The following is a 26,697-nucleotide window of genomic DNA, read 5'->3' on the forward strand; positions in this document are numbered from 1 at the left end:
TCGATCAGTTCCTTATGGCCCAGAATTTCAGTTCAAGCTCGGCGAATTCGCCGGATACGTGGAACGCAAAGCCGCCGGAGCGTTCAAGTTGCGCCAGGTCTTCAGAACTGAGTTCAAGGATGAAATAGGTTTTGTTGGAGTGGAACGCGATCTGCCGCGGGGCCACCGGCAAGGGTTTGACCTTGATGCCTGGCAGGTGCAGGTTGACCAGTTGGCGGATACGCTCCACCGGGCCGACCTTGAGGTGTGCCGGCAAGCGGTGACGCAGCTCTTCGGAGTCGCAGTTGGCACTGGCTGCCAGTACGAACGAGGCCGATCCCAGCAATGTGTGGTCGTGCAGCGGGGATACGATGATGCCGTACTGACGCGCTTGCAGGATCAACTCGATGGCGTGCTGTTCCAGCACCATCGACAACACCTGACGGATCGCTTCCATCAGTTTGCGGAAGCTCGCGCCCTGATCGCTGTGCTGATAACGGCTGTCCAGACGCGGGCGTTTGCTGTCGCTGGAAAAAGTCGCCAGATCGCCGAGCATGGTCAGCAGCGTGCGGTACAGTTCTTCCGGGTGTACCTGCTCCAGGCCGAGGTAATGACGCAGCAGCAGTTCGGTGCGGTTGATCAGTTGCAGCATCATGAAATCGCCGACTTCAGCACCGCCCACCTTGCCGTTTGAACGGATCCGGTCGGCGATGGTGTCGCCCCGGTGGCTGAGCATGCTGATGACTTCCTTGAGGCACGACAGCAAGTAGCTGGAAGCGTGCGCCTGGATGTAGGTCGGTACAAAGTCCGGGTCGAGGCTGATGACGCCGTCCGGCGTGGTGTCGAGCACTTCGCAGATCTTCAGCTTCACGTACGCCTGATCGCTCTGCTGCTCGCCGAGCAACAGTTTGAAGTCGGGACGACCACAACTGACCTGGCTTGAGGAGTCGTCTCCGGCATTGGAGTCGGCCACTTCCGCATCGTACGCGGTATAGCGCGCCAGAACGTCGGACTGCTCCGGACGGCGCGCCTCGATGTGGTTGCCGGTAACCAGCGGCAGCGCCAGATAGATCGGCGTGTTACCGGTATTGGGCGGCACGTCGAGAGCCAGCGGTTCAGTGTTGCCGCCCAGCTCGAACAGGCTGCCGTCCGGCAGAACACCAGAGGCCTGGCTAACTACCAGCTTACCCATGTTCAGGAACTGCAAGTCGATATCCAGGTTGAGAAAGCCCCAGGTGTAACTACCCAGCAACTGGGTCCGGGTCTTCATCTGATGATCGTAGTAACGATCGTTGTGCTGGAAGTGCTGCGGACGCAGCAGCATGCCTTCCTGCCAAATGACTTTATGAGAGTTCATGGTCAGTCAACTGCCTTGGCGAGGGATTCATTGGGGCTGCGAATGCCGTTCTGATCGAGAGTCAGTTCGGCGTTGGTGAGGGCCAGCGGGGTCACTTGCAGCGTGTAGCGCCATCTGGTTTCCGGCAGGTCACGATAGGCGGCGAGAACACCGACGTAGCGGCTACCCTCTCCCACGCTGAGCTTGAGCTCGACGGTCTCGCCCGGGCGCAGCTCCAGTTCCTCGCTTGCTACCATGTCCGGAGCCAAGGATTCCTTGGCCCGCTCGTACAGGCTGAAGAAGTCTGCGTTCTCGAATGCGACCGGGTGCTTGAGCTCAAACAGGCGCACCACGATCGGTGACGGGCGACCGTTGAGGTCCGGGTTCAACTGATCGCTGGCCGTCAGCTTCAGGTTGAGCTTGGTGATATGCGAATACGGCGAGAGCGTTGAGCAGCCGGCCAGCAGCACCAAGGCGGTCAGCGCAGCCAGCGTTTTAGAGAAAGCAGTCGTACTGCGAAACATGCGCATCATCCTTGGTGGTCGGTGTGGAGGGTGGAAATCAGGCGAATCTGTTCTTCGTAAGCCTGGGCGAAGTCACGGGCCAACAAACGCTCGCTCCAGTCATCATCCTGACGCAAGGCCTGGTGATAACGCCCGTAAGCTCTCCAGCGACTGCCGGAGGTAGCGAGCAGCGGTTTGTTATCGCGCTCGAAACGCAGGGTGAGCTGTTGCGGCGAGAAGTGTTCCAGAGTGCCGCGAACGGCGGCACGGCTGGCCGTCAGCAACGCAACCTGATGTGCCTGCAGGTCGCGGAACGCACGGGATATCGCCTGCTCGGCCGGTAGCTGCCCGGGCTTGTTCGGTTGCAACAGAATGCCCAGTGCTTCGCTGGTGTCGACGGCAAACTTCAACGGGTTCTTCTGGGTGCCTTGCACCGTGGTCTGTGCAAGGCGCAATTCGTTTTTCAGCTCGCTGCGCGTGCGCAGGCTCTGTTGCAGACCGCCGACGCTTTGCTTGAGCAAGCGGGCGGCGTTCAACGCCAGTGCTTCTTTGGCATCATGGTCGAGACCGTTCAGGTCCACGCCCAGAGCAGCAGAAAACTTGTCCCAGAAACTGTCGGGCTGACGCTCGACCGGTATTGGTGCTGGCGCAGGTTCAGGCTTTTTCGCGACCTCGATCAGCTCCGGTACCAACAGGCTTTCCATGTCGATGCGGGCATAGTCGGCGCGCTGGCGGCCGTCATCGATGCTTGTGTTCGGAGAAATCAGTTCCTCGATTTCCGAATAGACACGCTCCTGCTGATCAAGGGCGTTGAGCGGGTCCAGGTCGAGGAACGCATCGTCAGGAATGATGCTGCCGGCTGCCTGTGGCCGACCGACTTCCACGTCGAAAGTCGCCGGGTCGCGAACCAGACGTGCACGAATCTCGAAGTCACCCAGGACATACACGCTGCCGTGTTCGATACGTACGGCCTCACCTTTGCGCAGGCGCGCACCGTTGGCGCTGTCCTGGATACCGTTGCTGCTGGTATCGGTCAGGAAAAACGTGCCTTCACGGTAGCTGATCAGCGCGTGGTGGTTGGACAGGTGCCGCTTGCGGTCCGGGATGATCCAGTCGCAGTCCTCTCCCCGACCAATCACGCCACCAGCCTGCTTGAAGGTCTTCTGGCACAACTCCGTGGGTACGAACTGCTTGGTGTTAAGCATTTCGAAAACCAGTTCCATGATGATGCTCCTTGCGGTCACTTGCCGCGGTTGACCGCCTGCGGATCACCCAATGGGCGATAGGTGTTGTCATTGAATTTGTAATTGCCGCTGCAGCCGCCAAGGCCACATAGAACGACAAGTGTCAGCAGGAAGGCTTGCCAGTGACGAACAGACATCAGAGGGTCTCCAGAAGTAAGCACAAAGCGCCGAACCTTTCGGGTGGCGCTGTTAGAAGCGGACAAGGGAAAAGCGAATCTTTTTGCCTACCCATTGAATTCACCCAGATTGATATTCAGGCGTTCAAGGCGGTAAAGCAGCGTGCGTCTCGGCAGGCCGAGCTCACGAGCGGAAAGGGTCTGGTTGCCGTCGTTCTTGCGCAGGCAATCGAGGAGCAGACAGCGTTCCACCTGCTCCAGCCGTTCACGCAGATTCAGACTGCTGTCCATGGGAACGGTTTCTGCACGAAGGGAAAAATGCTCGGCCAGCAACTCGCCGCCTTCACACAGCAAAACGGCACGCTCGACCAGACCTTTGAGTTCCCGCACGTTGCCCGGAAACGCATAACTGGACAGGTGAGTCAGGGCCGAATCCGACCAGCGCAACGGGTCACGTTGCAGGAACGCACAGGTCTTGTCGGCAAAGTGCCGGGCCAGGTCGAGAATGTCGCCTTCGCGATGACGCAGGGCCGGCAACTCAATGGGGAATTGCGCGAGACGGTAGTACAAGTCCTCGCGGAACGTGCCTTCATTGACCATCACCGACAAGTCTCGGTGCGTGGCGGCGATGATGCGCACGTCGATCTTGTGAGTATCGTTGGAACCCAGCGGGCGGATCTCGCCTTCCTGCAACACGCGCAGCAGCTTGGCTTGCAGAGCCAGTGGCATGTCGCCGATTTCGTCGAGCAACAGAGTGCCACCATTGGCTGCGTCGAAAAGACCCTCACGGTCAACGTCAGCACCGGTGAATGCACCCTTGCGATAACCGAACAGCTCGCTTTCAAGCAGGTTTTCCGGGAACGCTGCACAGTTCTGCACGATGAATGCCTTTGAGCGACGTGGCCCGAAGTCGTGAATTGCCCGTGCGACCACTTCCTTGCCGGTGCCGGTCTCGCCGCGCAACAGCACTGTGTACGGGCTGTGCAGGACTTTACTGATCATCGAATAGGTACGGCGCATGCTGGCGCTCTTCCCGATCAAACCGTAATCGCTGGCATTGGGCACACGGGCCAATGCAGTGGGTAGCTCATCGGCGGGTTGACGCAGACGTTGCAGCAGATGCAGTTGGCCAAGCACGAACGAGCCAAGCTGTCCGAGGGAATCAGCAAAGCCTTGCAGGTCGACATGCTGGCGGCTCGCGCATAACAACACGCCTTCAACGGCTTTTTGATGATTGACCATCGGCACACAGAGCAGCGACTGCCATGGGGTGGCCTGTGCCGGCAGGAAACTGGTTTCGTGCAGGCTACCGCTCAGTTCACTGAGAAATATCACGCGGTTCTGGCACAGGGCGAACTGCAACAGCTGTTCGCCGTTGTAATCCACCGGCAAGCTCGCTGCCTCCCGGGGTTGCAGGATGCCGTCAAGGCATTCGGCATTCATGCCCAGGCAGGTGTGGGTGGCATCCATCAGGTAGACCTGAGTCAGCTCGCACCCGCTTAGCTCGGCCAGCCCACGCACAAAACCACTCAGCAGATCGGCACCGTTGGCCGCCCGCGACAGTTCAGAGAACTGCGCGAGCAAGGCTTCGGCATAGGCCAGCGGCTGTGGCACCTGAGTGAACATCACACCCACCTCAGGCGAACTCGCAGGTCACGCTGGCGTTGCCGTCGAGCGTGGCGTGAACCCGCTTGAGGCTTTCACCGGTGGCCATTGCGTCGAGCAGGCGGTCGGCCACCAGCGGCAGAACGTGCTGATCCAGCAGATGATCGATCAGGCGTGCACCGCTTTCGCTTTGAGTGCAGCGCTCGGACAGGTGATCCACAAGGTTCTGGCACCAGGTGAACTCCAGCTGACGACGATTCAGACGCTCGCCCAGACGACCGAGTTTGATTTCGATCAGTTCGCGCAGCACCGGGCCACCTACCGGGTAGTACGGCACAACGCGCATGCGTGCCAGCAGCGCCGGTTTGAAGTGCTTGCTGAGAACCGGGCGAATGGTTTCTTCAAGCACTTCAGCGGATGGACGCTCGCCGTTTTCGCACAGTTCGGCGATACGGTCGCTGCCCAGGTTCGAGGTCATCAGGATCAGGGTATTGCGGAAGTCGATCTCGCGCCCTTCCCCGTCGTTGGCCACGCCTTTGTCGAATATCTGGTAAAACAGGTTGAGCACGTCCGGGTCGGCCTTCTCGACCTCATCCAGCAGCACCACGGAGTAAGGCTTCTGGCGCACGGCTTCGGTGAGCATGCCGCCTTCGCCGTAACCGACATAGCCCGGTGGAGCACCGATCAGGCGGGAAACAGTGTGCTTCTCCTGGAATTCGGACATGTTGATCGTGGTGATGAAACGATCACCGCCGTACAGCAAATCCGCAAGCGCCAGCGCGGTTTCGGTCTTGCCGACACCGCTAGGACCGACCAGCAGGAACACGCCCACCGGTGCATCCGGCTTGTTCAGGCCGGCAGCCGTGGCACGCATCGAGCGATCCAGTGCGTGTACGGCCTGTTCCTGACCACGAATGCGTGTGCGCAGGTCAACGGCGAAACTGGCAACCTTGGCATTGTGTTCACGGGCCAGTTGCGCCAGAGGTACGCCGGTCCAGGCACTGATCACTTCAGCCACCAGACGCGGGCAGACTTCAAAACTCACCAGACGCTCTTTGGTCTGGGCGGCGGTCAGAGCGCTGTGGGTCTGGTTCAGCTCGGCTTCCAGAGCCTCGACGCTCAAGACCTCGTCGGTTTCGTTGGTCAGGGTTTCAATCACCGTGCCTTCGGCGTCTTCTTCGACGCTGATGATCGGTTCGACCGCCGCAGCTTCGCGGGCCTTGGCCAATTGCTGACGCAGTTCCAGCAGGCGTTCGGCCAGTTGTTTCTGCTCGGTCCACTGGGTTTCCAGGGCAGTCATTTCGTTTTGGGCTTCTTCCAGCCGAGCTTCCAGCGCATCCAGTGCTTCGTGGTCAATCAGCAGACCGGCCTCGGCATCACGACGCAGTGCCTGACGCTGACGGCCACCTTCAGCCAGTTCACCGCGCAGGCGTTCAAGGCTTTCCGGTGCAGCAGCAAGGCTGATGCGCACACGGGCACACGCGGTATCGAGAACGTCGACAGCCTTGTCCGGCAACTGACGGCCTGCCAGATAACGGGCAGACAACTCGGCGGCGGAAACCACCGCGTCATCACGCAGATAGATACCGTGGCTCTTTTCATAGACTTGAGCCAGGCCACGAAGAATGGTCACTGCCTCGCTGACGGTCGGTTCGTGCAGTTGTACTGGCTGGAAACGACGGGCCAGGGCCGGGTCTTTTTCAAAGTACTTCTTGTACTCCGCCCAGGTGGTGGCGGCGATGGTGCGCAACTCGCCACGGGCCAGGGCCGGCTTGAGCAGGTTGGCGGCATCAGAACCACCGGCATTGCCGCCCGCACCGATCAGGGTGTGGGCTTCGTCGATGAACAGGATGATAGGTTTTGGCGAGGCCTTGACTTCGTCGATCACGCCTTTGAGACGTCGCTCGAACTCACCCTTGACGCTGGCACCGGCCTGAAGCAGCCCCATGTCCAGGGACAGAAGCTCTACGCCCTTGAGGACTTGTGGTACTTCACCGGCGGCAATACGCGAGGCCAGGCCTTCAACGATAGCGGTTTTACCCACGCCGGCTTCACCGACCACAATCGGGTTGTTCTTGCGGCGACGTGCAAGGATATCGACCATCTGACGGATTGCGCCGTCGCGGCACAGCACAGGATCGAGTTTGCCGTCGCGGGCCTGTTGGGTCAGGTTATGAGTAAAGCGCTCCAGCAGCGATTCACCCTGCACTGCCGGTTTGCCGCTGGCCGGTTGCTCTTTCTGGGACAGAGCGAACTCTTTCAGGCGTTCGACATTCAGTTTTGCCAGCAATGGCTGGTAACGGCTGCCAGCGTAGCGCATCGGATTGCGCAGCAGTGCAAGGATCAGCGCGGCTTGCTCGACCTGACTCTGGCCAAGTTCAAGGTTGGCCACCAACAGCGCGTCTTGCAGCCATTGGACTAACTCTGGCGCGAACACCGGGTTGCGTGAGGCGCTGTGCTCGACACGCGATTGCAACGCGGCGCTTAGCTCACCTGCATCCACTTCGGCATCCTGCAATGCGCGAGTGAGCAGGCCTTGCGGGCGCTCCAGCAGGCCCAGCAACAAGTCTTCGACAAGGATTTTGCTACCGCCACGGGCAACGCAGCGCTCGGCTGAACGCTCCAGATCACGGCGGGTTTCGGCGTCCAGTGCCTGAATAAGTTGTTGCAGGTCTACGTTGATCATGGGTCATCTGTCCTTAATGAATTTTGCTGCCCAGGGTTACCACACCGTCCGCTTTTTCGCGGCCGAGCCAACTGGTCCATCCCAGGCGACAGGCGTTTTGTTCACCGATGCGCAGTTCGCGGATTTCTTCCTGGCGCAATACCAGGCGAATGTCGTAATCAAGCGGGTCACGCAAGGTGAACCGCACCAGCGCGCAGAGCGGCTGATAACCGAAACCGATCGGCAGGAATTCGTGAAAGCGTTGCCAGTCGAGCTCGCGGATGTGAATGCGAAACTTGCCGCTGCGATCACGTACGTGTTCGCCCAGCACAAGGTCTTCCCCAAGCATGCTGTTGGCACGGCCCAGACGATTGCGCTGCTCTTCGAGAATTTCCACACGCCGCTCAATGCACTGCTCGATGGTCAGTTCAGCGTGCTTGAAGTAGTAACGCAGCACCGCTTCGATCAGCGCGGCCGAGTGAGCGCGCAGGCTGAGCAAGCCCAGGTACGGTAACAAGCGCTTCCAGTTCAGTTCCTTGGCGCGTCGGATCTCTTCACTGCCAAGGCCGATCAAGGCAAAAAGATGCGAAGAAAACGGATCGATTGCACCGCTCTCAAAGCTGGCGCGATAGCGGTACTTCTTCCAGATCGGCAGCATCAGCCGTTGCAGGCGATGGTGAAACAGGTCAAGGAAGTTACGGGTCGGGTTGCCGTCCTCGCTGTCGCCCAGAGCCTGTTCGCCGTAAAACGCAGGCAGCGGCGAACCGGAACCTACCAGGCCGATCAGGTTGAAACGCATGCGCGCACGCATCTGCCCGTGTTCTTCAAAAAACTCCACGCGATCAACGTCACTGCCAGGGAAACCCAGGCTCGGGTTGGCCTGGAATTCAAGCTGGTCGTAAAGGTCGTCTTCGCTCAGGTACGGGTGCGCATCGCGCAGCCGGTCGATTACCAGCAACACGGCCTGAAACAGCGAGTACTCGCGTATACCTCGGGTCAGCCCGCTTAAAGCAGGGGCTGCAGGCCCATACGTGGTGTCCATTGGTACACCTCTCCCTGTGTGCTTTTTACCCGCAGCTCATGGTACGAATTGAGACTGGCGTAAAGCGCGAAAAACTCGTTGAGAACCGAAGCGAACACGAACAGGTCGCCTTCGCCGATATACCCTTCCGGGTCGATGGTCAGTTCGGTGCGCAAACCGCGTACCGGAAGACCACGGTGCAACCGATCCACGTGTTGATGCCTGATCGACTTGAGCCCGCCCAGAAGGCGCTTGCTGACCTTTTCCGCATGCTGGTCGTAGTAGCGCGGCAGGTCGTAGGTTTCGAGAATCACCTTCAGTGCATTGACGTCGGCCAGGGACAAATAGTTAAGCGACATGTTGCTGATCAGCTTCCACAGGAAGTCACGGTTCAGCGGCGGCGCAAAACTCGATGTGGCCGGCGTGATATTGCGGAAACTCAGGAACTCCGGCGTCTCTTCGCACGCCATGCAGATATCACCGAGCTTGAGCTTGCGCGGCAGGTTCTGGTTGGTACACATCAGCTCGATGGACAGGGTTTCGTGGGCTTCGGTATGGCGGATGCCGAAGCTCAGGTAGGTGTCGAGGCCGTCATGCAGCAAGGATGAACGCTGGCGGATGCTGTAATGCGGGCGGCTGTTGGGTACGTCGAAACTCGGGTCGTGCTCGAAGGACTCGAACGGCACGTATTCCTGATAACCGAGGCCGCCGGGCTTCCAGCCGGTCACGGTTTCTACCGAGAACACACCGCAGTTTTCCAGATCGTATTCCGCTGGCAACAGCAGGTACTCGTCCTGTTTGCCATCAAGGCGAATCGGCAGCGCATCGTGCGGGAACAGATTGACGATGGGCGTGCAGAACAGTTTCACGTTATCCAGGGTCGGACGCAGGCGCTGGATACCGCTTTTACGGATATCGAAACGCAGCTCCAGGCCACGCATCTGTTTGAGGGTGTCTTGCGGCAGCGCTTTGAGAATATCCAGGCCGTTGATGTCGACGAACAGGAACTTGTCCTGGAAAGCGAAGTATTCCTGCAGGTAGCGATAACCGCGGAAAGTGTTCAGCGGATAAGGAATCAACGCCTCCTCTTCGGCAAAACCCACCGGCTGCACGCGATCGCCCGGCATCTTGAATGCCATCGGAATATCGTTGACGCCTTTGATAGGTTTGCCGGCACCATCCAGCGGAATCAGCTCGATACCTTCCAGGTTACGCAACAGGCTGAGATAAAGCATCTGGCTGATATAGCGTTCACCAGCGAAGTGCAGACGCAGACGGCTCAGCTCCAACTCACCAAGGTGACCGTCAGCACTCATTTCCAGACGCAGGCTCAACAGCGAACCGTCGCCCTTCACCGAGTAATTCAGCGCCGCCAGATCCAGCGGCAATACCTCGGTCGGGTAACAAGTACGGAAGCGGCAGCGCACATCATTGATCGGCACACTCTCGATTGGCGTATCACGCTCGACCATCAGCGCAGGCCCGGAACGCTTGAGCGGATCGAACTGCAGAATGCTGAACGCCGGCAGCGGCCGCATATAGTTGGGCCACAGCAACTGCATCAGCGAATGGCTGAGCTCCGGCAATTCGTCATCGAGTTTCTGGCGCAGGCGCCCGGTCAGGAATGCAAAACCTTCCAGCAACCGCTCCACATCCGGATCACGCCCGGCCTGCCCCAGAAAAGGCGCCAATGCCGGGCTACGCTCGGCGAAACGGCGGCCCAACTGACGCAGTGCGGTGAGTTCGCTTTGGTAGTAGTGGTTAAAGGACACGGATTACCTGCCTGGTAGTTGTGCTCATGGAAAAACTGTTCTGCTGGATGATCTGCGCCGAGCAATTAGAAAATTTCACTGAACACCCATTTATTGAATCGATGAAGTGCTACAAGACCTGTAACTGGAGCAATCAAAAGAGAAAAGCTATCCTGAAAGCTCTTGGACCTTATAAAAATAACAAGCGCCCTTGCAAAGCAACAAAACACAAGCAGCATCATCGGAACATAAAGGATCAAACAAAGAAGAAACAGACCCTTATAGATATCGATACTCTCTGAAACCCCTAAAGACTCAAAGTTTACTAGCCACTCGGTTTTTGGGGTAGTGAATGAAAAAGTCATAAAAACTGCCAGAATCAGATAATAGGAAATCTTCATATATCAACACCACGCCCTGCACGCCTCGCTGATACCACTCCGGTTACTTTGCCCGAGACAAATATTGCAACAACAGTCAACCCTCCTGTCAAAACACTGTAAGCCAAGGCGCGCACAGGGTAGAGAGGAAGCAGATAAGTCAATATGGCTCCCACCATAAAAAACAAAATAGCCAATTTTATTGTAAGCCTCGGTATCAGAGCCACAATAAAATTCACCGCAACGAAAACATAAAAAATCAAATACATGGCCATCCCAATGGATGCACCCCGGGCAGTCAGCCCGTCAAAAACATACTTATAGAGTGATACACCATAATAATTAACAACCACGTAGGCCACGCACGCAAAAAAATGGATGACCAACCCTGTGATTACTCGAGTCATCATTTTTTCCAGAACCGTAAACTTGGTCGCAGGCATCGTCTCCAGTCTCAGCACCTCCACGCTGCACCTCCTAGGCTATCAATGCTACAAACCACACTGGCATTTTTTACTTGAAAATGGCTCATGTCGACTTTTGTTACATCGGCAAAAAATAATCTGTCAGATGCTCCAAGATTCAGGCCCGATTGATCAAATGGCACGTTTGAAAAGAACTGCGGCAGCAGAATCAAAGTCAGCAAACTCAAAAGCCATAATGCAAGATAAGCATAATTACTTCGCATCTCGCATGCAGTCCAGCCTTTAAAGAAACCATACCCTATGGCGAGCTGCAAAATAACAAAAGAAACAACGGACAAGGGAGCAGAAACAAAATAACTGTATGGTTCAGCAACGCCAAATCTGAAAACCAAATAAGCTTCAAACAATGCAAAAGGGAAAACCATTGCGAGTGCAATAACAATCATCGCTTTGACTTTACGAGCACTGCTCATCAACGCAAGCCCTCGGCGTACAGAGATTTTGCCAGTTCAAGCCGACGCTGCTCCCCCGAAGCACCATCGATGCCGTAGTAAAAGTGTCCCATGCCTTCGCCATTACTGGCAGACTCTGTCATTTGCCAGCCAAGTAAAGGAGCATTCACCGCCAAGTCTACAAAAGACATACCTGCATGTATGGGATCGCCATGAGCCTTCAGGTCCAGTACGACAACATTCTTGATGAGTGCGTTCTGCCTTGTCTCCGCCAGCATTTCCTCAGAAATGGGTGAGCCGATCAAGACCAAGTAATCAACAGGCTGCCCTTTATCTGCATAATAAAGAGCCGACTGAGCAGCAACGAGCGATCCAAAAGAATAGCCAATAAGATTGAACTGGCCTCCGGCAGGAATAGGTTTATTCACACCTAGCGATTCCAGACTCCAATCAGCTTCGATACTGTAAGGACCGGAGTCTGATATGCCGTTGATTTTTTTAAGGCGATAGCGGTGCTTGTTTACACCCGCTACAGCATCAACATACTGCCCAGCTGTATTCCGCCCTACTACTGCACCACTGATCCCAACCTTTCTTAGCGACTTTACCTGATCCTCGATATATCCCCCGGCCATACCCGCTCCACCCAAATAAACCGTCAAGCCTTCCTTCACCATAATATTTTTCGGTGTTTTATCGGCCGTAGCGGTGCTGCTGGTCGAAGCGATTTTCTTATAAATTCCTGTCGGAGTTTCCAGTACCTCAGTCATTTGCATCAATCCTCTGATGCAATGTAGATATCGATTTTTTCCGCGCTCTGGTGACGCGCCAATCGATGAGTCAGACCTTTCTCACTGGTAACTCCCTCTTCTTGCATACCGTTTTCCCGGACCAACATATACCGACGGTTCGCCAAGACCGCTCCGCTTTCGTCAGTCAACACAAACTGCTCATCAAAACCAGGCAAAGGCAACGGCGGCACAAACGGCACCGGCGTATGCGAATTCCCGATAATCACCGTCCCGGACCCGGCCGTCACCTTGTTGCCATGACTACCGACGGAGCCTACGGTCGCAGCCGGTTTGCCGTTGATCAGAACGGTCGTTGCAAGATCACCCACCAACGCACCGCCACAGGCCGAGGCATCGCCCTGGCGGGCGGCCGGGAGGCCGTCGAAGAATACGTCGCCGGAACCGGCGGCAATCGGGTTTGTGCCGTGGCCGGATACAGGGCAAGCAGTCGGGTCGGATACACGTGCTGCGGGTTTACCGGACATCGGAGTCTCCTTAGTTGACCTTCACTTGACCACTGCCATCCAGGCGAGCGGCGAAACTGACCTGACGCTTGAAACCATCAACTTCCAGCAGGCCTTCGATGCTGAAGGACAGGCGAAGCTGATCGTTGTCACGCGGCAGGGAAATGACACGCACGTTGCTCAGGCGCGGCTCGTAGGCTTCGATGAAGCTTTCGATGGCCAGGCGTGCCTGACTCAATGAGTCGTGCAGGCTCAGGCGCATGTCATTGAGATCGGGTAGCCCGTAATCGGACAGCGTTTGCACGCTGCCCGCACGGGTGCTGAGCATCTTGGCCAGATGGGCAGCCACGGACGACATGGCAGAAACCTCTCGGCTCCATCCGACGCGCTGATCTGCGTCGCCACCAAGGCGTTCAAAAAGGCTGCCGTATCCAGTCATGAGTCGCTCCTTACTCTTTGTCCAGCTTGCCAACCAGCGACAGGGTGAAATCTGCACCCATGTACTTGAAGTGCGGGCGCACGTTCAGGCTTACGCGATACCAGCCTGGCTCGCCTTCTACATCGCTGACGATGATCTGGGCAGCGCGCAGAGGACGACGGCCACGCACTTCGGCGCTCGGGTTTTCCTGGTCGGCCACGTACTGGCGGATCCACTTGTTGAGTTCCAGCTCAAGGTCGGTGCGCTCTTTCCACGAACCGAGTTGCTCGCGCTGCAGCACTTTCAGGTAGTGAGCCAGGCGGTTGACGATCATCATGTACGGCAGTTGGGTGCCGAGCTTGTAGTTCAGCTCTGCAGCCTTGCCTTCAGCGCTGATGCCGAAGAACTTCGGCTTCTGTACCGAGCTTGCGGAGAAGAACGCCGCGTTGTCGGAGCCTTTGCGCATGGTCAGGGAGATGAAGCCTTCCTCGGCCAGTTCGTATTCACGACGGTCGCTGACCAGAACCTCGGTAGGAATCTTGGTCTCGATTTCGCCCATGCTTTCGAAATGGTGCAACGGCAGGTCTTCAACAGCACCACCGCTCTGTGGGCCGATGATGTTCGGGCACCAGCGGAATTTGGCGAAGCTGTCGGTCAGCTTGGTGCCGAACGCATAAGCCGTGTTACCCCACAGGTAGTGCTCGTGGCTGTTGGCGACGGTTTCCTTGTACACGAACGACTTGACCGGGTTTTCTTCCGGGTCGTACGGGTTACGCAGCAGGAAGCGCGGCACGGTCAGGCCAACGTAACGGGAGTCTTCCGACTGGCGGAAGCTCTGCCATTTGGCGAATTGCGGGCCCTCGAAGTGATCTTTCAGATCCTTCAGGTCCGGCAGACCGGTGAAGCTTTCCAGGCCGAAGAATTTCGGGCCGGCAGCAGCAATGAACGGTGCGTGGGACATGCAGGCTACGCTGGACACGTACTGCATCAGTTTCACGTCCGGCGAGCTTGGGGACATGTAGTAGTTGGCGATGATCGCACCAACCGGCTGACCACCGAACTGGCCGTATTCAGCGGTGTAGATGTGCTTGTACAGGCCCGACTGCATCACTTCCGGCGAATCTTCGAAGTCGTCCAGCAGGTCGTCCTTGGAGACGTTGAGGATTTCGATCTTGATGTTTTCGCGGAAGTTGGTGCGGTCGACCAACAGTTGCAGACCACGCCACGACGACTCGAGGGACTGGAAGTCAGGGTGGTGCAGGATTTCGTCCATCTGGCGGCTGAGCTTGGCATCGATCTCGGCGATCATGCGGTCGACCATGGCCTTCTTGACCGGCTCGCCGTTGTTCTGCGGCTTGAGCAGTTCTTCGATGAAGGCCGATACGCCGCGCTTGGCGATGTCGTAGGCTTCGTCGTCCGGTGTCAGACGGGTTTCAGCGATGATGCTGTCGAGAATGCTGTATTCGCCGCTCTCGTTGCTCTTTTGCTGTGCTGCGCTAGTGCTCATTGTGTTGGCTTCCTTGGCTGATAGGGACTCAGGCGTCAGGTGCTGCGGCGTTCAAGCCCAGCTCACCCAGTACGCGACCGCGGGATTCGTCGTCGGCGAGAACGCCTTCGATGGCTTTGCGGAACGCAGGCGCATTACCCAGCGGGCCTTTGAGGGCCACCAGCGCGTCGCGCAGTTCCATCAGTTTTTTCAGCTCAGGCACTTGCTCGACCAGGCTGGCAGGGTTGAAATCCTTCATCGAATTGACGCGCAGTTTCACGGCCAGCTCTTCAGTGTCGCTTTCTTCCTGAAGACGGTTCGGCACGCTCAATGTCAGACTCAGCTCTTGCTTGGCCAGCACTTCGTCAAACGTCATTTTGTCGATGCTGATCGGCTTGCGATCTTCGATCTTGCGTTCGTCCTTGCGGTGGGTGTAGTCACCGATTGCAAGCAGTTTCAACGGCAGTTCGATCTCTTCCTGTGCACCACCGGTGGCAGGTTTGAAAGTGACGTTGATACGTTCCTTGGGGGCTACCGAGCCTTCTTTGGCCATGGCTTTTCTCCGTGCGGTTGTGGCCCTGGGGCCTATTCGAGTACCACTTCGAGGTCGAGGTGGCACAGCCTGCGATAAATCTCTTCCTTGCGTTCACGTACGGCATGGTTCTGCGGTAACAACTCGCAGCAGCTATGCAGCAAATGCAGCACTTCCAGCGCAAGATCGGGCTCCCAGGCGTTCAGGCCTGAGTCCTGTAATGTCTGGTCCAGAGTTTCGAGTTGAGTCCTGGCCAGCTCGTATTTCTTGGCCATGAAACACAACCGGGCGAGCGCGAACTGCCAGAAAAACCGGACACGTCCGCCATTGGCGCTTTGCAAACCCTGTTTGAGAATCTGTACAGCGGCCTTGAGGCCTTCCTTGCGCAAAACCGGCATGACTTCTTCGAGGGCCAGTTCCCAGGCCGGCTGGGTATCGGCAACTTCAACCTTGCGCGGCGCACTGGCAGTCTGCAGGTGCGGCATGACGTTGGCGTTAATCCAGGCGCGAGTGCTCGGGTCGGCAAACGGTGCGCCATCGTGGAAACGCAACTCGATAATGCCGGGCAGGCGCTGAATCAACAGTGCGAAATGGATTTCCACTTCGCGCATTGCCAGTTCGGCGTTCAACGCCTGCAAACATTCCCAGACCATCCGCTGGCCATCGAACCAGAATGGTGCCTTGGTCAGGCTTGCCTCCAGCTCTACCAGCAGGTCTGCATATTTGCCCTGATCGTAACGATCCTGATAGGCCTTGAGCTTGTCCGCAGGCAGGCCACGCAGGGCTGTGATCTGCTCGGCATTGCGCTCAGGAACCGCGTCGATCGGCAACCAAAGCAGTGTGCGGCTGAGGCGCAAGGCGCGCAGATCGCTGGCTTTCTGCTTGAGCCACCAGGCACACAGCGGACGTGCGTTTTCCTGCTGGGCACGCAGGGCCTTGTGCGCCTCTTTCTCGTTGTCAATCGGCGCGCCAGGAGTAAACAGTTGCGTAGCCGTCTGCTTGACCTGAGCCACCGCGGCCCCCACAACGCCAGGCTCTGGCTGGTTGTCGGCGGCGCGCTGGACCATGCCTTTCAGGCGGCGGGAAAGTGGTAGCAGCAGCGGAGCATCGTCGCCCAGATGCTGGGTGCATGCAGCGTCAAGGCCTTCAAGGTGCTCGACCAGGCGGCGGAACAGCGGCAGCTGTTCCTTGATGGCGACGTTTTCGTTCAGTACCTGCTCAAGGCGTGACACCAGCCAACTGATTGCAGCAGAACGGGTCCGGGCCTTGCTCGGATAAACCTCGGCCCAATGACTCTCACAAAGATGGTGTAAAAGCCCAAGCCCGGCCAACAAACCCTGGAAGGACTCACGCTGGTAAAGAGCCCATGTCAGCCAGGCACCCACCCGCAGATCCTTGGACTGGGTACGAAGGAGAGCTTCACTGTTTTCGCGAATTTTCAGCCAGTCGATCTGACCGCTTTCGTGCATGGACTGGGCTTTGTTCAGCTCACTTTCCAAAGCCTCATACTCGCTCGAAAAGCGAACGTCCTCTCCCGCAAAACTTTCGGCCGAGACCGGGGCTTTTGCGAGTTCAAGGTAATGAGCTGAAAGCTTACTTGAGTAGGACATCCATGACCTTCAATTACGATCACATCCAGTATGGCCATCAGTATTGCAATGGCATAAGACAATACGAAGTGGTGGCGAACCCCTGTTGTAATTGAGAATCGCACCCTCCGAGGGCGTGGATCTTACTCACGGTGATGGCCACTAGCAAGTACTTAAACACTAAGACGAAACTTCTTTAGTTTTTGTAGGGATTTTCTTAAATTGCGAGAACTAATGATATCAATATGATGTCTTAAATCGGTTGTTCAGGCAGGAACACGCGAGATAGAGCTGTGCGTAGCCAGGGATGCCATGCTGCTGGCATGTAGCAAAATCAAGCCTTTAGGGGGGGGGGATTGCATCTAAAGTGATGGCAATGAGCAATCATGTGACTGCATGGAAAGAGGCTGTCTCGTTGCGTGTAATTATTATTCATGTCAGTGGGAACTATTGATGTGAACATACTGTCTTGGCGCACAAGTCGCCTGATCGAAGAGCTGCTGAAATAAGGGGTAACATGTATCTCTAAGGGGAACCCCTAGCGACTACATAAGAATGGATGGTAATGAAAAGATCACAACAGGAGTTACCCGCGGATCTGTAAGGGATTTGCGAAGTGCATCTGCTTATAGTCTGCGCGATAGTCACTAGTATATGTCATATAGCCATCACTTGGCGCGTAATACATTCCAGAACTCGATATTCATCCGGGATTGCGGGTAGAGGATGGTGCTTGCCCCGACGCAGAACAATGTTTTATCCAAAGTCCGTCAACGGCAAGGCAAAGAGTCAAACCCTGCCCGTCGACGAACCAGGGTTACTCCTGACCTCCTCCAATCAGCGTCTGCACCCTCAAGACCTTGTTGCCCGCCGTCACGTAAGCCCAGTGCTGTGAACCCGTAGAGCAGAATGCAAGGTTGCCGGTATCCTCGGCCGCCACCCGCAGTTTCCCGAGCAACTCGCCTTTTGGCGAATACACCTGAATGCCTTCTTTACTGCTGCTCCAGACATTGCCCTTGGCGTCGACCTTGAGGCCGTCGGGGATGCCCGGCGTGATTTCGGTAAATGTCCGGCCATTGCTCAGTGCGCCATTGTGAACCTGATAGACCAGCACCTTATGGGCCAGTTTTGGGTTCTTGAAGTCATGGGCCAGTTGCGAGTCGGCCACATACAGCAGGCTTTGGTCAGGCGAAAAGGCCAGGCCATTGGGTGAATGAAGGCCAGGTGTCTTGAGCCGGGTCAGTTCCTTGAGCTGCGGGTTGTAGCGATACAGGTACTCGCCGCCCTGCTCCGGTTTTCCTCCGTAACTCTCTGCCTTGTTCAACACGCCAAAGGTCGGATCGCTGAACCAGATATGGCCGCTCTTGTCGACGACGACATCGTTCGGACTGTTCAGGCGTTTACCCCGATATCTCTGGATCAGGGTATGCCACTTGCCATCCTTTTCCTGGCGCACGATTGCACGCTCGCCGTGGGAGGCAGCAACCACGCGGCCCTCGGCATCCAGAGCACGGCCATTCTGATAATGGGCAGGATCCAGCAAGGTCGTGACGCCGTTTTTCTCGTCCCAGCTCATGACCTTGTTCGCCTTGACGTCACTCCATAGCAGGCCACCGTCGGGCAGGCATAGCGGACCTTCTGCCCACTTTGCACCATCGGTGAGTGTTTCTACCTTCGCATCGGGCGCAACAAGTGTGGAAAACGCAGGGTTAGTGGCGACTACCGTGATGGGCGAAGCTGCGTCCGCTGCAAGGATATGGTTGGCTGTCAGGAGTGAGCTACCCAATAGCAACAGGGATGCTTTCTTTCGTAATTGCCGCATATTCCGTCCTATATGAAGATACGTACGAGACGGGTTTGACGGTAATCGGCAGCCGAAGTTTATTCGCGATACTCACTGATTGCGTAACAGGTTCCAGACCACGATGCTCACCAGACCGATCAGGGCGGCAGCCGCGAGCAGAACCAGGCTGTGTGACGCACTGAAAGCTTCCTGACCAGCCAGAACGAGTTGCTGTGCCTGATGCCCGCCCGCCGCCTTCGCCGCCATCATCGTTTCGCCGATCGAGCGCCCTGCCGTTTCAGCGATATTCAAGGGCAGGTCATCCGGCAGACGAATCGATCGTTCATAGCTGGACGTCAGGAGAATCCCGAACACAGTGATCCCCAGGCCTGAGCCCAGGTCATAGCTTGTGGCTTCCAGAGCTCCGGCTGAGCCGGCTTTCTCGACCGGTGTGTGACTCATGATTGCGACGGAGGAAGCGGTCATGCCAACGCTGAGCGCCAGCCCGAGTGCCGCCAGCGTAAAAACGACAACCACCCCGCCGCTGCCCAGGTTTGCAAGCGCCAACCCCACCAGAGATGCAGCAGAAATCAACAGAGACAAACTCGCCACCTGTCTCAACCCGGTCGCCTGAAGCAGCATGCCCGCAAGCGGCCCACCGATAGCGGAGCCGATCATCAGGGGCAGCATGAAAATACCGGCCTCAAGTGGCGTTTGCCCAAGGACGAATTGCAGTTCCTGAGCAAGCATCAGCTCTACCCCGGCAAGCGCTCCCATGACTACCAGTGACATGACAACGCCTGCGCTGATCTGCGGGACAGAGAACAGGCTCAAATCGAGCATCGGATCGGGCGAGCGAAGCTGCTTATGTGCAAACCAAAGCAGCATCAGGATGCCGAATGCAATAAAGATGATCGTCATCGGCAGGGAACTGCCTGTCCTGAAGCCCGATTTCAGGCCATATACCGTTGCCATGATGCCGAGGATCAGAATCAGGGCCTGCTCTATCGGCCACTTTCCGGGACCGCCTGTCGATAGCAGACGCACAGGGATATAGGCCTTTACCAGAGGAATGACAAAAAGCATCACTGGCACGTTTATCAGAAATACCGCGCCCCACCAGAAATGCTCAAGCAGCGCCCCGCCAGCCAGCGGTCCCAGGGCAGCACCCGCAGAAGCAACCGCGCCCCAGATGCCCAGCGCCATGGCTCGCTCGCCTTCATCCTCGAAAGTCTGTCGAACGATAGCAAGGGTGCATGGCATGACCATGGCAGTTCCAAAGGCCATGAAGGCCCGCGCCCCTATCAGTGCCTCGGCGCTCGGAGCAAAGGCCGCAAGAACCGACCCTGTACAAAAGATGCCAAGCCCCAGTATCAACATGCGCCGATGACCGACTCTGTCGGCAAGCGTGCCCATGGGAATCAGCAGGCTGGCCATCAACAGCGGATAAATGTCGATGATCCACAGGACCTCTGTACCGGTTGCCTGCAAGGCCATGGACAGCGAGGGGACTGCCACATGAAGAATGGTCAGATCCAGTACGATCGGCAGAAAAGCCATCATGACCGCCAGCAGTACCAGCCAGCGATTTAAAGTTCTACCAGGCAAGACGGATCATCCTTTTTCAATACAGAACCACGAAAAAACACCCTGTCGCCCCGTTACTCTTCGCAAGCCGAACCGCGCCGGCTTCTCTCGCGCATCCCTATGATCAGAACGAAAAACACGGGTACGAAAAGTACTGCCAGCGTTGCGGTGACCATGCCGCCCATTACGCCGGTCCCGATTGCCTGCTGACTTGCCGAGCTGGCCCCCGAGGCGAACACCAGCGGAACAACACCGAAAATGAACGCCAGGGACGTCATTACGATGGGGCGCAGACGCAGACGAGCAGCACGAATACTCGCCTCGCCCCTGCTCATGCCTTGAGCATGCAGACTGGTAGCGAACTCAATGATCAGGATGGCGTTCTTTGCAGAGAGCCCGATGATGGTGATCAGCCCGACCTTGAAGAACACGTCATTGGGCATGCCGCGTAAAGTGACCGCCAACACTGCGCCGATAATGCCAAGAGGCACCACCATCAAGACTGCCGCAGGAATTGCCCAGCTTTCATAAAGCGCCGCCAGGCACAGAAACACCACCAGCATCGAAAGCCCGAGCAGCAGCGGCACCTGGCCGCCGGATATGCGCTCCTGCAATGAAAGCCCTGTCCACTGCAAGGCAAAGCCTGTGGACAGCCCCGAAGCCAGACGCTCCATTTCCTCCATCGCCTCACCGGTACTGTGCCCCGGCGAAGGCTCACCGGACAGGCTGACCGCTTGATAGCCGTTGTATCGAGTGAGCTGAGCCGGCCCTCGTGTCCAGTGGATACTGGCGAATGCCGAAACAGGCACCATGCGTCCCTGACGGTTTTTGACTTCAAGGCGCAAGAGGTCTTCAACCTGTTGCCGGCGGTCGCCCTGGCTCTGCACGATCACTTGCTGCATACGCCCAAGATTCGGGAAATCATTGACATAGGCTGACCCCAGCGAGGTCGACAGCACGCTGGCGATATCCGAGAACGAAATGCCCATGGCATGGGCTTGCTGGCGGTCCACTTCGATATTGACCTGCGGGGTTTCCGCCAGGGACGCTTCGCGCACGTTTTGCAGGATCGGACTTTCGCTGGCTTTGCTCAGCAGTTCATCACGGGCTTGCCGCAATGCGTCATGGCCTTGTGAGCCACGATCCTGCAGCCACACTTCAAAACCACCCGATGTGCCCAGCCCTTCGACAGGCGGCGGCAGCAGACTGAATACCATGGCGTCCTTGAAACCGGAAAACACGGCACTGGCCCGGTCGGCAATGGATTGAGCAGAGTCCTGTGCAGCCCGCTGCGACCAGTCTTTCAAAGTGGTAAAAGCAAGTGCGGCATTCTGCCCGCTCCCGGAAAAGCTGAAGCCGAGAATCATCACGGTATTGGTAATGCCTGTTTCCTGCGCATTGTGTGCTTCGATCTGTCTGGCCACTTCAATGGTACGTTGCTGGCTGGCCCCTGGCGGCAATTGAATATCGGTGATGGTATAGCCCTGATCCTCCACTGGCAGGAACGAGGATGGCAGGCGGACAAACAGCAATCCCATGATGCCTGTCAGCAACAGAAAGATGACCATATAGCGTCCAATGCGGCCTACCGCTTTGCTTACCAGATTTTCGTAGCCCTGACTGGCTTGCTCGAAGCGCCGGTTGAACCAGCCGAAAAACCCGTTCTTCTCGTGATGTGAGTTCGCAGGTATCGGCTTGAGCATCGTGGCGCACAGAGCCGGTGTCAGGCTCAGGGCCAGAAACGCTGAAAACACGATGGCAACGGCCATGGAAATCGAGAACTGCTGATAGATCACTCCGACCGAGCCCGGCATGAATGCCATGGGAATGAATACGGCTGTCAGTACCAGGGTTATTCCGATGATGGCGCTACTGATTTCCTCCATGGCTTTGCGAGTAGCCTGCCTGGGTGACAATCCTTCCTGGGCCATCAGCCGCTCGACGTTTTCCACCACCACAATGGCATCGTCCACCAGAATGCCGATTGCCAGGACCATGCCGAACAGCGTCAGCACATTGATTGAAAAGCCGAGCAAGAACATCACGGCGAATGTCCCCATCAAGGCGACGGGCACTACAAGAGCAGGGATCAGGGTGTAGCGGATGTTCTGCAGGAACACGAACATCACGATGAACACCAGCACCATGGCTTCGATCAAGGTGTGAATGACCTTGGTGATCGATACCTTGACGAAAGGCGACGTGTCGTAAGGAACGTCGTATTTCACCCCGGCCGGAAAATAACGCGAAAGCTCGTCGAGCTTTTCCCTTACCAGGTTCGCAGTACTCATCGCGTTGGCTGCCGGCGCCAGTTGTACGCCCACGGCAACCGACGCCTTGCCATCCAGGCGGGTGGCGAAATTGTAGCTCTGGGCTCCAACCTCGACCCGTGCCACATCGCCAACAGTCACGCTGGAGCCGTTGGCGTTCGCCTTGAGAACAATGGCGGCAAACTCCTGCGGCGTACTCAATTGCCCCTTGACCATGACGGTTGCGGTCATTTCCTGATCCGTCGAGGACGGCAAGTCGCCAATACTGCCAGCCGCGACCTGAACGTTCTGCTCGGCAATGGCCTGGCTGACATCGGACGGAGTCAGATTGAAAGCGACCAGTTTCTGCGGATCGATCCAGATCCGCATGGCACGCTCTGAACCGAACAACTGGGCTTTGCCCACACCATTCAAGCGCTTCAGTTCGTTGACCACGTTGCGCGTCAAGTAATCGCTGAGCGCAATTTCGTCGAGACGACCGTCCGTTGAAGTCAGCGTGGCGATCATCAGGAATCCGGCAGATATCTCTTCAAGCTGAAGGCCTTGCTGGCTCACCGCCCGCGGCAGACGCGGCTCGATGACTTTCAGCCGGTTCTGCACATCGACCTTGGCCAGCTCGGGATTGGTGCCCGGCTGGAACGTAATGGTCATGGTTGCCGTGCCCTGGCTGCTGCTGGAGCTGAAATACAGCAAGTGATTGACGCCGTTCAGTTCTTGCTCGATCAGGCTCACCACGCTTTCATCGATGGTATTGGCAGACGCGCCGGGATAAGTGGCGGTCAACTCGATTTGCGGTGGCGCAACGCTGGGGTACTGGGCCACAGGCAGCTTAGGTATGGCAAGCAAGCCGGCCAGCACAATGAACAGCGCAATGACCCAGGCAAACACAGGCCGGTCGATAAAAAACGGCGCCATTACTTCTGCTCCTGAGCCAGGGCTTGAGAGCCCTCTTCTTCTGCCGTCACTGTGATACCCGGCTGCACGTGTTGCAGGCCGGAAACGATGACTCGATCACCGGCATCGAGGCCGCTCTTCACGATCCAGCGGTTGTGCTGCACAACTCCCGGTTCAATTGCCCGCCCCTGTACCTTGCCTTGCGCATCGACAATCAACACCAGCGCCTTGCCTGCTGCGTCGCGTTGCACTGCACGCTGTGGCACCGTAATACCTTGTGCCACGCGAGCCTGATCAAGCTGCACAGTGATGAAACTGCCAGGCAATAGCTCGTTTTGCGGGTTGGGAAACTCGCTGCGCAGGGTGACCTGGCCAGTGCCTTGATCCACCGTCAGATCGGAAAACAGCAACTTCCCCTTGTACGGATACGGGCTGCCATCTTCCTGAATGAGTGTCGCGGTAATCTGTCCCGCTTCAAGCTGCTGCAACTGCCCTTGCAGTAGCGAGCGGCGCAGGTCACTGATCTGCCGTGTGGACTGGTTGATATCGGCATAAAGGGGCTGCAACTGCTGAATGATTGCCAATGCGGTGGCATCACCCTGCCCGACCAATGCGCCTTCGGTGACCTGAGCCTTGCCGATGCGTCCCGAAATGGGCGCAGTGACTGTTGCGTAATCCAGGTTGAGACGGGCGCGCTTGAGTGCCGCCCGGGTCGATGCCACATCGGCCTGGGCCTGCAGGAAGCTGGCGCGAGCGTTTTCGGCGTCCTGACGACTGACAGCGCTGATCTTTGTCAGCTCTGTATAGCGTTCGGCTTGCAAGCGAGCCTGATACTCCGTCGCTTGTGCCTTGCGCAAGGCCGCTTCGGCGCTTTCGACATCCGCCTGAAAAGGCGCCGGATCAATGCGAAAAAGAACATCGCCCTGCCGGACTTCCGTACCCTCGCGATAAACCCGTTGCAGCACGATCCCGGCTACCCGCGCACGGACCTCGGCAATACGCGGCGAAACCAGACGCCCATTGAGTTCTGTCGTGATGGTCAGAGGTTGCGTCCTGACCGTTTCCACACTCACATGCGGTGGCGGCACCTCTTGCTGTGCAGTGGGTTTGCCGCAGGCAGCCAGTGCAGCAAGTCCGGCACACAACATCAATCGGTTTGGATCGAGACGCAATAAAGACGGCATTGTGGCGTTCCCCGTGAAGATCGCGCCATGCTAAAGACTGCGTCCAGAACGCATGTAAACAAGTGTTGGAAAGATGTGAAGAAGTGTTAAGGCATTGCGCGTATCCGGCAGGTCTTGGTTATGCTGTCCCCTTCGCAGAAATGGCCTGAACAATGCCCAGAATTATGCTCGTCGAGGACGACAGCGCGCTGGCGGAGCTGATTGCCAGCTATCTCCAGCGCTTCGAGTACGACGTCACGGTCATCAACCGCGGTGATCGCGCGCTTGAAGGCATGCACCGGTTGCGTCCCGACCTGGTCATCCTCGACCTGATGCTGCCGGGGCTCGACGGTTTACACGTGTGCAGGCAACTAAGGGATGAAAGCCCTGCATTGCCCATCATCATGCTGACGGCCAGGGACAAGAGCGACGACCAGATTCTCGGCCTGGAAACCGGCGCCGATGATTACGTTGCCAAACCCTGCGAACCCCGAGTGCTTCTGGCACGGATTCGCACGCTGCTGCGCCGCAGCCTGTCTGCCGAGACTCGTCACGACGCACAGCAGATCGTCCTGGGGCAACTGCTGATCGATCTGAGCGAACGCCAAGTGCAATGGCGCCACCAGGACGTCGAGCTATCCTCCGGGGAATACAATCTGTTACTGGTGCTGGCCAGTCACGCGGGTGAAGTCTTGAGTCGCGATCAGTTGATCCAGCAGTTGCGCGGCATCGAATTCAACGGTATCGACCGCTCGGTCGATGTGGCGATTTCCAAATTGCGGCGCAAATTCGAAGACAATCCTGCCGAGCCCCGCAGGATCAAGACTGTATGGGGTAAGGGCTACTTGTTGAGCCGCTCCGAGTGGGACGAGTGACCGTCTGGTTTCACGAGTTCACCCCGCACTCCTGACAAAAATAATGGATCGCCATGTTCAAGATGCTCGCTCGGCTTTACCTGATCATGCTGGTGACCTATGGCGTCGCGCTGTTTGCGATTCCTGAAGTGGTGCTGAAGTGGTTCAACCAGCAGACCATCACCTACAACCAGGATCAGGCCAAAGGTACGCTGAGCCTGATAAGGAAACGTTTCAATCAGACACCGCGAGCAGACTGGCCAGCCCTTGAAAGCGAACTCAGGGCAGATTTTGCTCCGTCTCGCTTAAGGCTTGTCTCGATAACCGATCCCGGCCTGACGGAGCCTGAACGCAGGGCACTCAGGCAGGGCCAGAATGCCGTGCGTTCGGATAATTATGGCGAACTGGGCACCGCACTCGCCCTGATCGATCCGGATACGGTGGTCGAGCTGGTAGCGCCCGATGCGCCTGTCGATATCAACATCATGTACTGGATGATCAATATTCTGATCGGTGCCGCATTGCTGGCCTGCCTGCTGGTATGGGTCTGGCCTCACTGGCGCGACCTGCAACGCCTCAAGCGCACTGCAATGATCCTGGGAAGCGGCAATCTGGCGGAGCGAACGCAAATTTCGCCGCGCTCCAACATTGGCGATCTGGCTCAGGTGTTCGACAAGATGGCTCAGGATATCGAAGGCCTGCTCAATCAGCAGCAGGAGCTTTTGAACGCGGTATCCCACGAATTGCGTACTCCGTTGTCGAGGCTGGAGTTCGGCATGGCACTGGTCATGGCCGACCCTCTGGAACCCGAGACCCGTCGACGGATCGAGCAGATGCTTGGTCATGTCCGGGAGCTGGACACTCTGATTGATGAGTTGCTTTCCTATACCCGGCTGAAATCGCCGAACCAGCGCCCTGCGCAGGATGAAATCCCCATGCAGGCGTACCTGGACAGTGTTCTGGGAGGCTTTATCGAGGAACAGGACAGCAAGGGTTTTACTTTGCTGCTGTGTTTTGAAAAGGCGGACGCAGACTTTGCCCTGGACCCTCGCCTCACTGCACGCGCAATACAGAACCTGGTCAGCAACGCCATTCGGTATTGCGAGAAAGTCGTGCGCGTAAGTGCTCGCTTGGAAGCAGGCAACGGTTTCTGGATCAGCGTTGAGGATGACGGCATTGGTATCCCCGTCGCCGAACAGACACACATTTTCGAGCCGTTCTATCGTCTGGATCGAAGTCGTGATCGCATTACAGGAGGGTTTGGCCTGGGGCTGGCGATCAGTCGACAGGCCATTGAATGCCAGGGTGGCACGATAGCCGTCGACTCATCGCCACTGGGAGGCGCAAGGTTTGAGATATTCTTGCCAGCCTCAAAGGCTGGCTAAATCA

Annotated in this window: 23 protein-coding genes; 3 read left to right on the forward strand and 20 right to left on the reverse strand. The window is 57.2% G+C overall.

Translation table 11 applies throughout. The features are described 5' to 3' along the window. Positions 1–4: 4 nt before the first annotated feature. From tssK to tssF, 8 genes are all read right to left on the reverse strand, one after another. Positions 5–1,336: a type VI secretion system baseplate subunit TssK gene (gene tssK, locus ACODS3_RS07065; RefSeq protein ID WP_201000632.1), complete on the reverse strand. Its 1,332-nt coding sequence runs from the start codon at positions 1,334–1,336 to the stop codon at positions 5–7. 2 nt (positions 1,337–1,338) lie between these two features. Beyond that, positions 1,339–1,839: a type VI secretion system lipoprotein TssJ gene (tssJ, locus tag ACODS3_RS07070; protein ID WP_201017094.1), complete on the reverse strand. Its 501-nt coding sequence runs from the start codon at positions 1,837–1,839 to the stop codon at positions 1,339–1,341. 5 nt (positions 1,840–1,844) lie between these two features. After that, a complete protein-coding gene (gene tagH, locus ACODS3_RS07075) occupies positions 1,845–3,041 on the reverse strand; it encodes a type VI secretion system-associated FHA domain protein TagH (protein WP_201000630.1) in 1,197 nt (398 codons plus the stop codon). A gap of 17 nt (positions 3,042–3,058) precedes the next feature. Continuing rightward, complete coding sequence (locus ACODS3_RS07080) at positions 3,059–3,199, reverse strand: hypothetical protein (protein ID WP_025260177.1); 141 nt, start codon at positions 3,197–3,199, stop codon at positions 3,059–3,061. 87 nt (positions 3,200–3,286) lie between these two features. Next, a complete protein-coding gene (locus tag ACODS3_RS07085) occupies positions 3,287–4,804 on the reverse strand; it encodes a sigma-54 interaction domain-containing protein (RefSeq protein ID WP_201017093.1) in 1,518 nt (505 codons plus the stop codon). 10 nt (positions 4,805–4,814) lie between these two features. After that, positions 4,815–7,469, reverse strand: coding sequence for a type VI secretion system ATPase TssH (gene tssH, locus ACODS3_RS07090; protein WP_489033881.1), 2,655 nt, complete (start codon positions 7,467–7,469; stop codon positions 4,815–4,817). Between the two features lie 13 nt (positions 7,470–7,482). Continuing rightward, a complete protein-coding gene (gene tssG, locus ACODS3_RS07095; RefSeq protein ID WP_201000623.1) occupies positions 7,483–8,490 on the reverse strand; it encodes a type VI secretion system baseplate subunit TssG in 1,008 nt (335 codons plus the stop codon). Beyond that, positions 8,454–10,241, reverse strand: a complete 1,788-nt coding sequence (gene tssF, locus ACODS3_RS07100; protein WP_201000621.1) for a type VI secretion system baseplate subunit TssF — start codon at positions 10,239–10,241, stop codon at positions 8,454–8,456. The genes tssG and tssF overlap by 37 nt, the downstream gene beginning before the upstream one ends. Before the next feature lie 26 nt (positions 10,242–10,267). Here tssF and ACODS3_RS07105 point away from each other — a divergent pair, with 26 nt between their 5' ends. After that, a complete protein-coding gene (locus ACODS3_RS07105; RefSeq protein ID WP_304574539.1) occupies positions 10,268–10,522 on the forward strand; it encodes a hypothetical protein in 255 nt (84 codons plus the stop codon). Between the two features lie 95 nt (positions 10,523–10,617). Here the strand turns inward: ACODS3_RS07105 and ACODS3_RS07110 are convergent, their stop codons facing one another. From ACODS3_RS07110 to ACODS3_RS07165, 12 genes are all read right to left on the reverse strand, one after another. Beyond that, positions 10,618–11,043: a hypothetical protein gene (locus ACODS3_RS07110; protein ID WP_489033882.1), complete on the reverse strand. Its 426-nt coding sequence runs from the start codon at positions 11,041–11,043 to the stop codon at positions 10,618–10,620. Between the two features lie 11 nt (positions 11,044–11,054). Then, positions 11,055–11,498: a hypothetical protein gene (locus tag ACODS3_RS07115; RefSeq protein WP_304574541.1), complete on the reverse strand. Its 444-nt coding sequence runs from the start codon at positions 11,496–11,498 to the stop codon at positions 11,055–11,057. Further along, complete coding sequence (locus ACODS3_RS07120) at positions 11,498–12,247, reverse strand: alpha/beta hydrolase family protein (RefSeq protein ID WP_304574542.1); 750 nt, start codon at positions 12,245–12,247, stop codon at positions 11,498–11,500. The genes ACODS3_RS07115 and ACODS3_RS07120 overlap by 1 nt, the downstream gene beginning before the upstream one ends. Before the next feature lie 5 nt (positions 12,248–12,252). Then, positions 12,253–12,753: a PAAR domain-containing protein gene (locus ACODS3_RS07125; RefSeq protein ID WP_304574543.1), complete on the reverse strand. Its 501-nt coding sequence runs from the start codon at positions 12,751–12,753 to the stop codon at positions 12,253–12,255. A gap of 10 nt (positions 12,754–12,763) precedes the next feature. After that, positions 12,764–13,171, reverse strand: coding sequence for a type VI secretion system baseplate subunit TssE (tssE, locus tag ACODS3_RS07130; RefSeq protein ID WP_122321401.1), 408 nt, complete (start codon positions 13,169–13,171; stop codon positions 12,764–12,766). A gap of 10 nt (positions 13,172–13,181) precedes the next feature. Next, positions 13,182–14,657, reverse strand: a complete 1,476-nt coding sequence (tssC, locus tag ACODS3_RS07135; protein ID WP_007934527.1) for a type VI secretion system contractile sheath large subunit — start codon at positions 14,655–14,657, stop codon at positions 13,182–13,184. Positions 14,658–14,685: 28 nt separating this feature from the next. Then, complete coding sequence (gene tssB / locus ACODS3_RS07140) at positions 14,686–15,189, reverse strand: type VI secretion system contractile sheath small subunit (RefSeq protein ID WP_008073455.1); 504 nt, start codon at positions 15,187–15,189, stop codon at positions 14,686–14,688. Positions 15,190–15,221: 32 nt separating this feature from the next. Continuing rightward, on the reverse strand, positions 15,222–16,778 hold the full coding sequence (gene tssA / locus ACODS3_RS07145) for a type VI secretion system protein TssA (protein ID WP_489033883.1): 1,557 nt from the start codon (positions 16,776–16,778) through the stop codon (positions 15,222–15,224). A gap of 796 nt (positions 16,779–17,574) precedes the next feature. Next, positions 17,575–18,579, reverse strand: a complete 1,005-nt coding sequence (locus tag ACODS3_RS07150) for an SMP-30/gluconolactonase/LRE family protein (protein ID WP_304574546.1) — start codon at positions 18,577–18,579, stop codon at positions 17,575–17,577. A gap of 72 nt (positions 18,580–18,651) precedes the next feature. Beyond that, positions 18,652–20,148, reverse strand: coding sequence for an MFS transporter (locus ACODS3_RS07155; RefSeq protein ID WP_489033884.1), 1,497 nt, complete (start codon positions 20,146–20,148; stop codon positions 18,652–18,654). A gap of 53 nt (positions 20,149–20,201) precedes the next feature. Then, on the reverse strand, positions 20,202–23,312 hold the full coding sequence (locus ACODS3_RS07160) for a multidrug efflux RND transporter permease subunit (RefSeq protein WP_489033885.1): 3,111 nt from the start codon (positions 23,310–23,312) through the stop codon (positions 20,202–20,204). Further along, positions 23,312–24,475, reverse strand: coding sequence for an efflux RND transporter periplasmic adaptor subunit (locus ACODS3_RS07165; protein WP_489033886.1), 1,164 nt, complete (start codon positions 24,473–24,475; stop codon positions 23,312–23,314). Before ACODS3_RS07165 ends, ACODS3_RS07160 begins: the two co-directional genes overlap by 1 nt. 152 nt (positions 24,476–24,627) lie before the next feature. Between ACODS3_RS07165 and ACODS3_RS07170 the strand changes: the two genes are divergently transcribed. Both ACODS3_RS07170 and ACODS3_RS07175 read left to right on the forward strand, forming a co-directional pair. After that, complete coding sequence (locus tag ACODS3_RS07170; RefSeq protein WP_304574549.1) at positions 24,628–25,329, forward strand: response regulator; 702 nt, start codon at positions 24,628–24,630, stop codon at positions 25,327–25,329. Between the two features lie 53 nt (positions 25,330–25,382). Further along, positions 25,383–26,693 carry an ATP-binding protein gene (locus tag ACODS3_RS07175; RefSeq protein WP_489033887.1) on the forward strand — a complete coding sequence of 437 codons (1,311 nt, stop codon included), beginning with the start codon at positions 25,383–25,385 and terminating at the stop codon, positions 26,691–26,693. The last annotated feature ends 4 nt before the right edge of the window (positions 26,694–26,697 follow it).

Source organism: Pseudomonas sp. FG43, assembly GCF_057809175.1.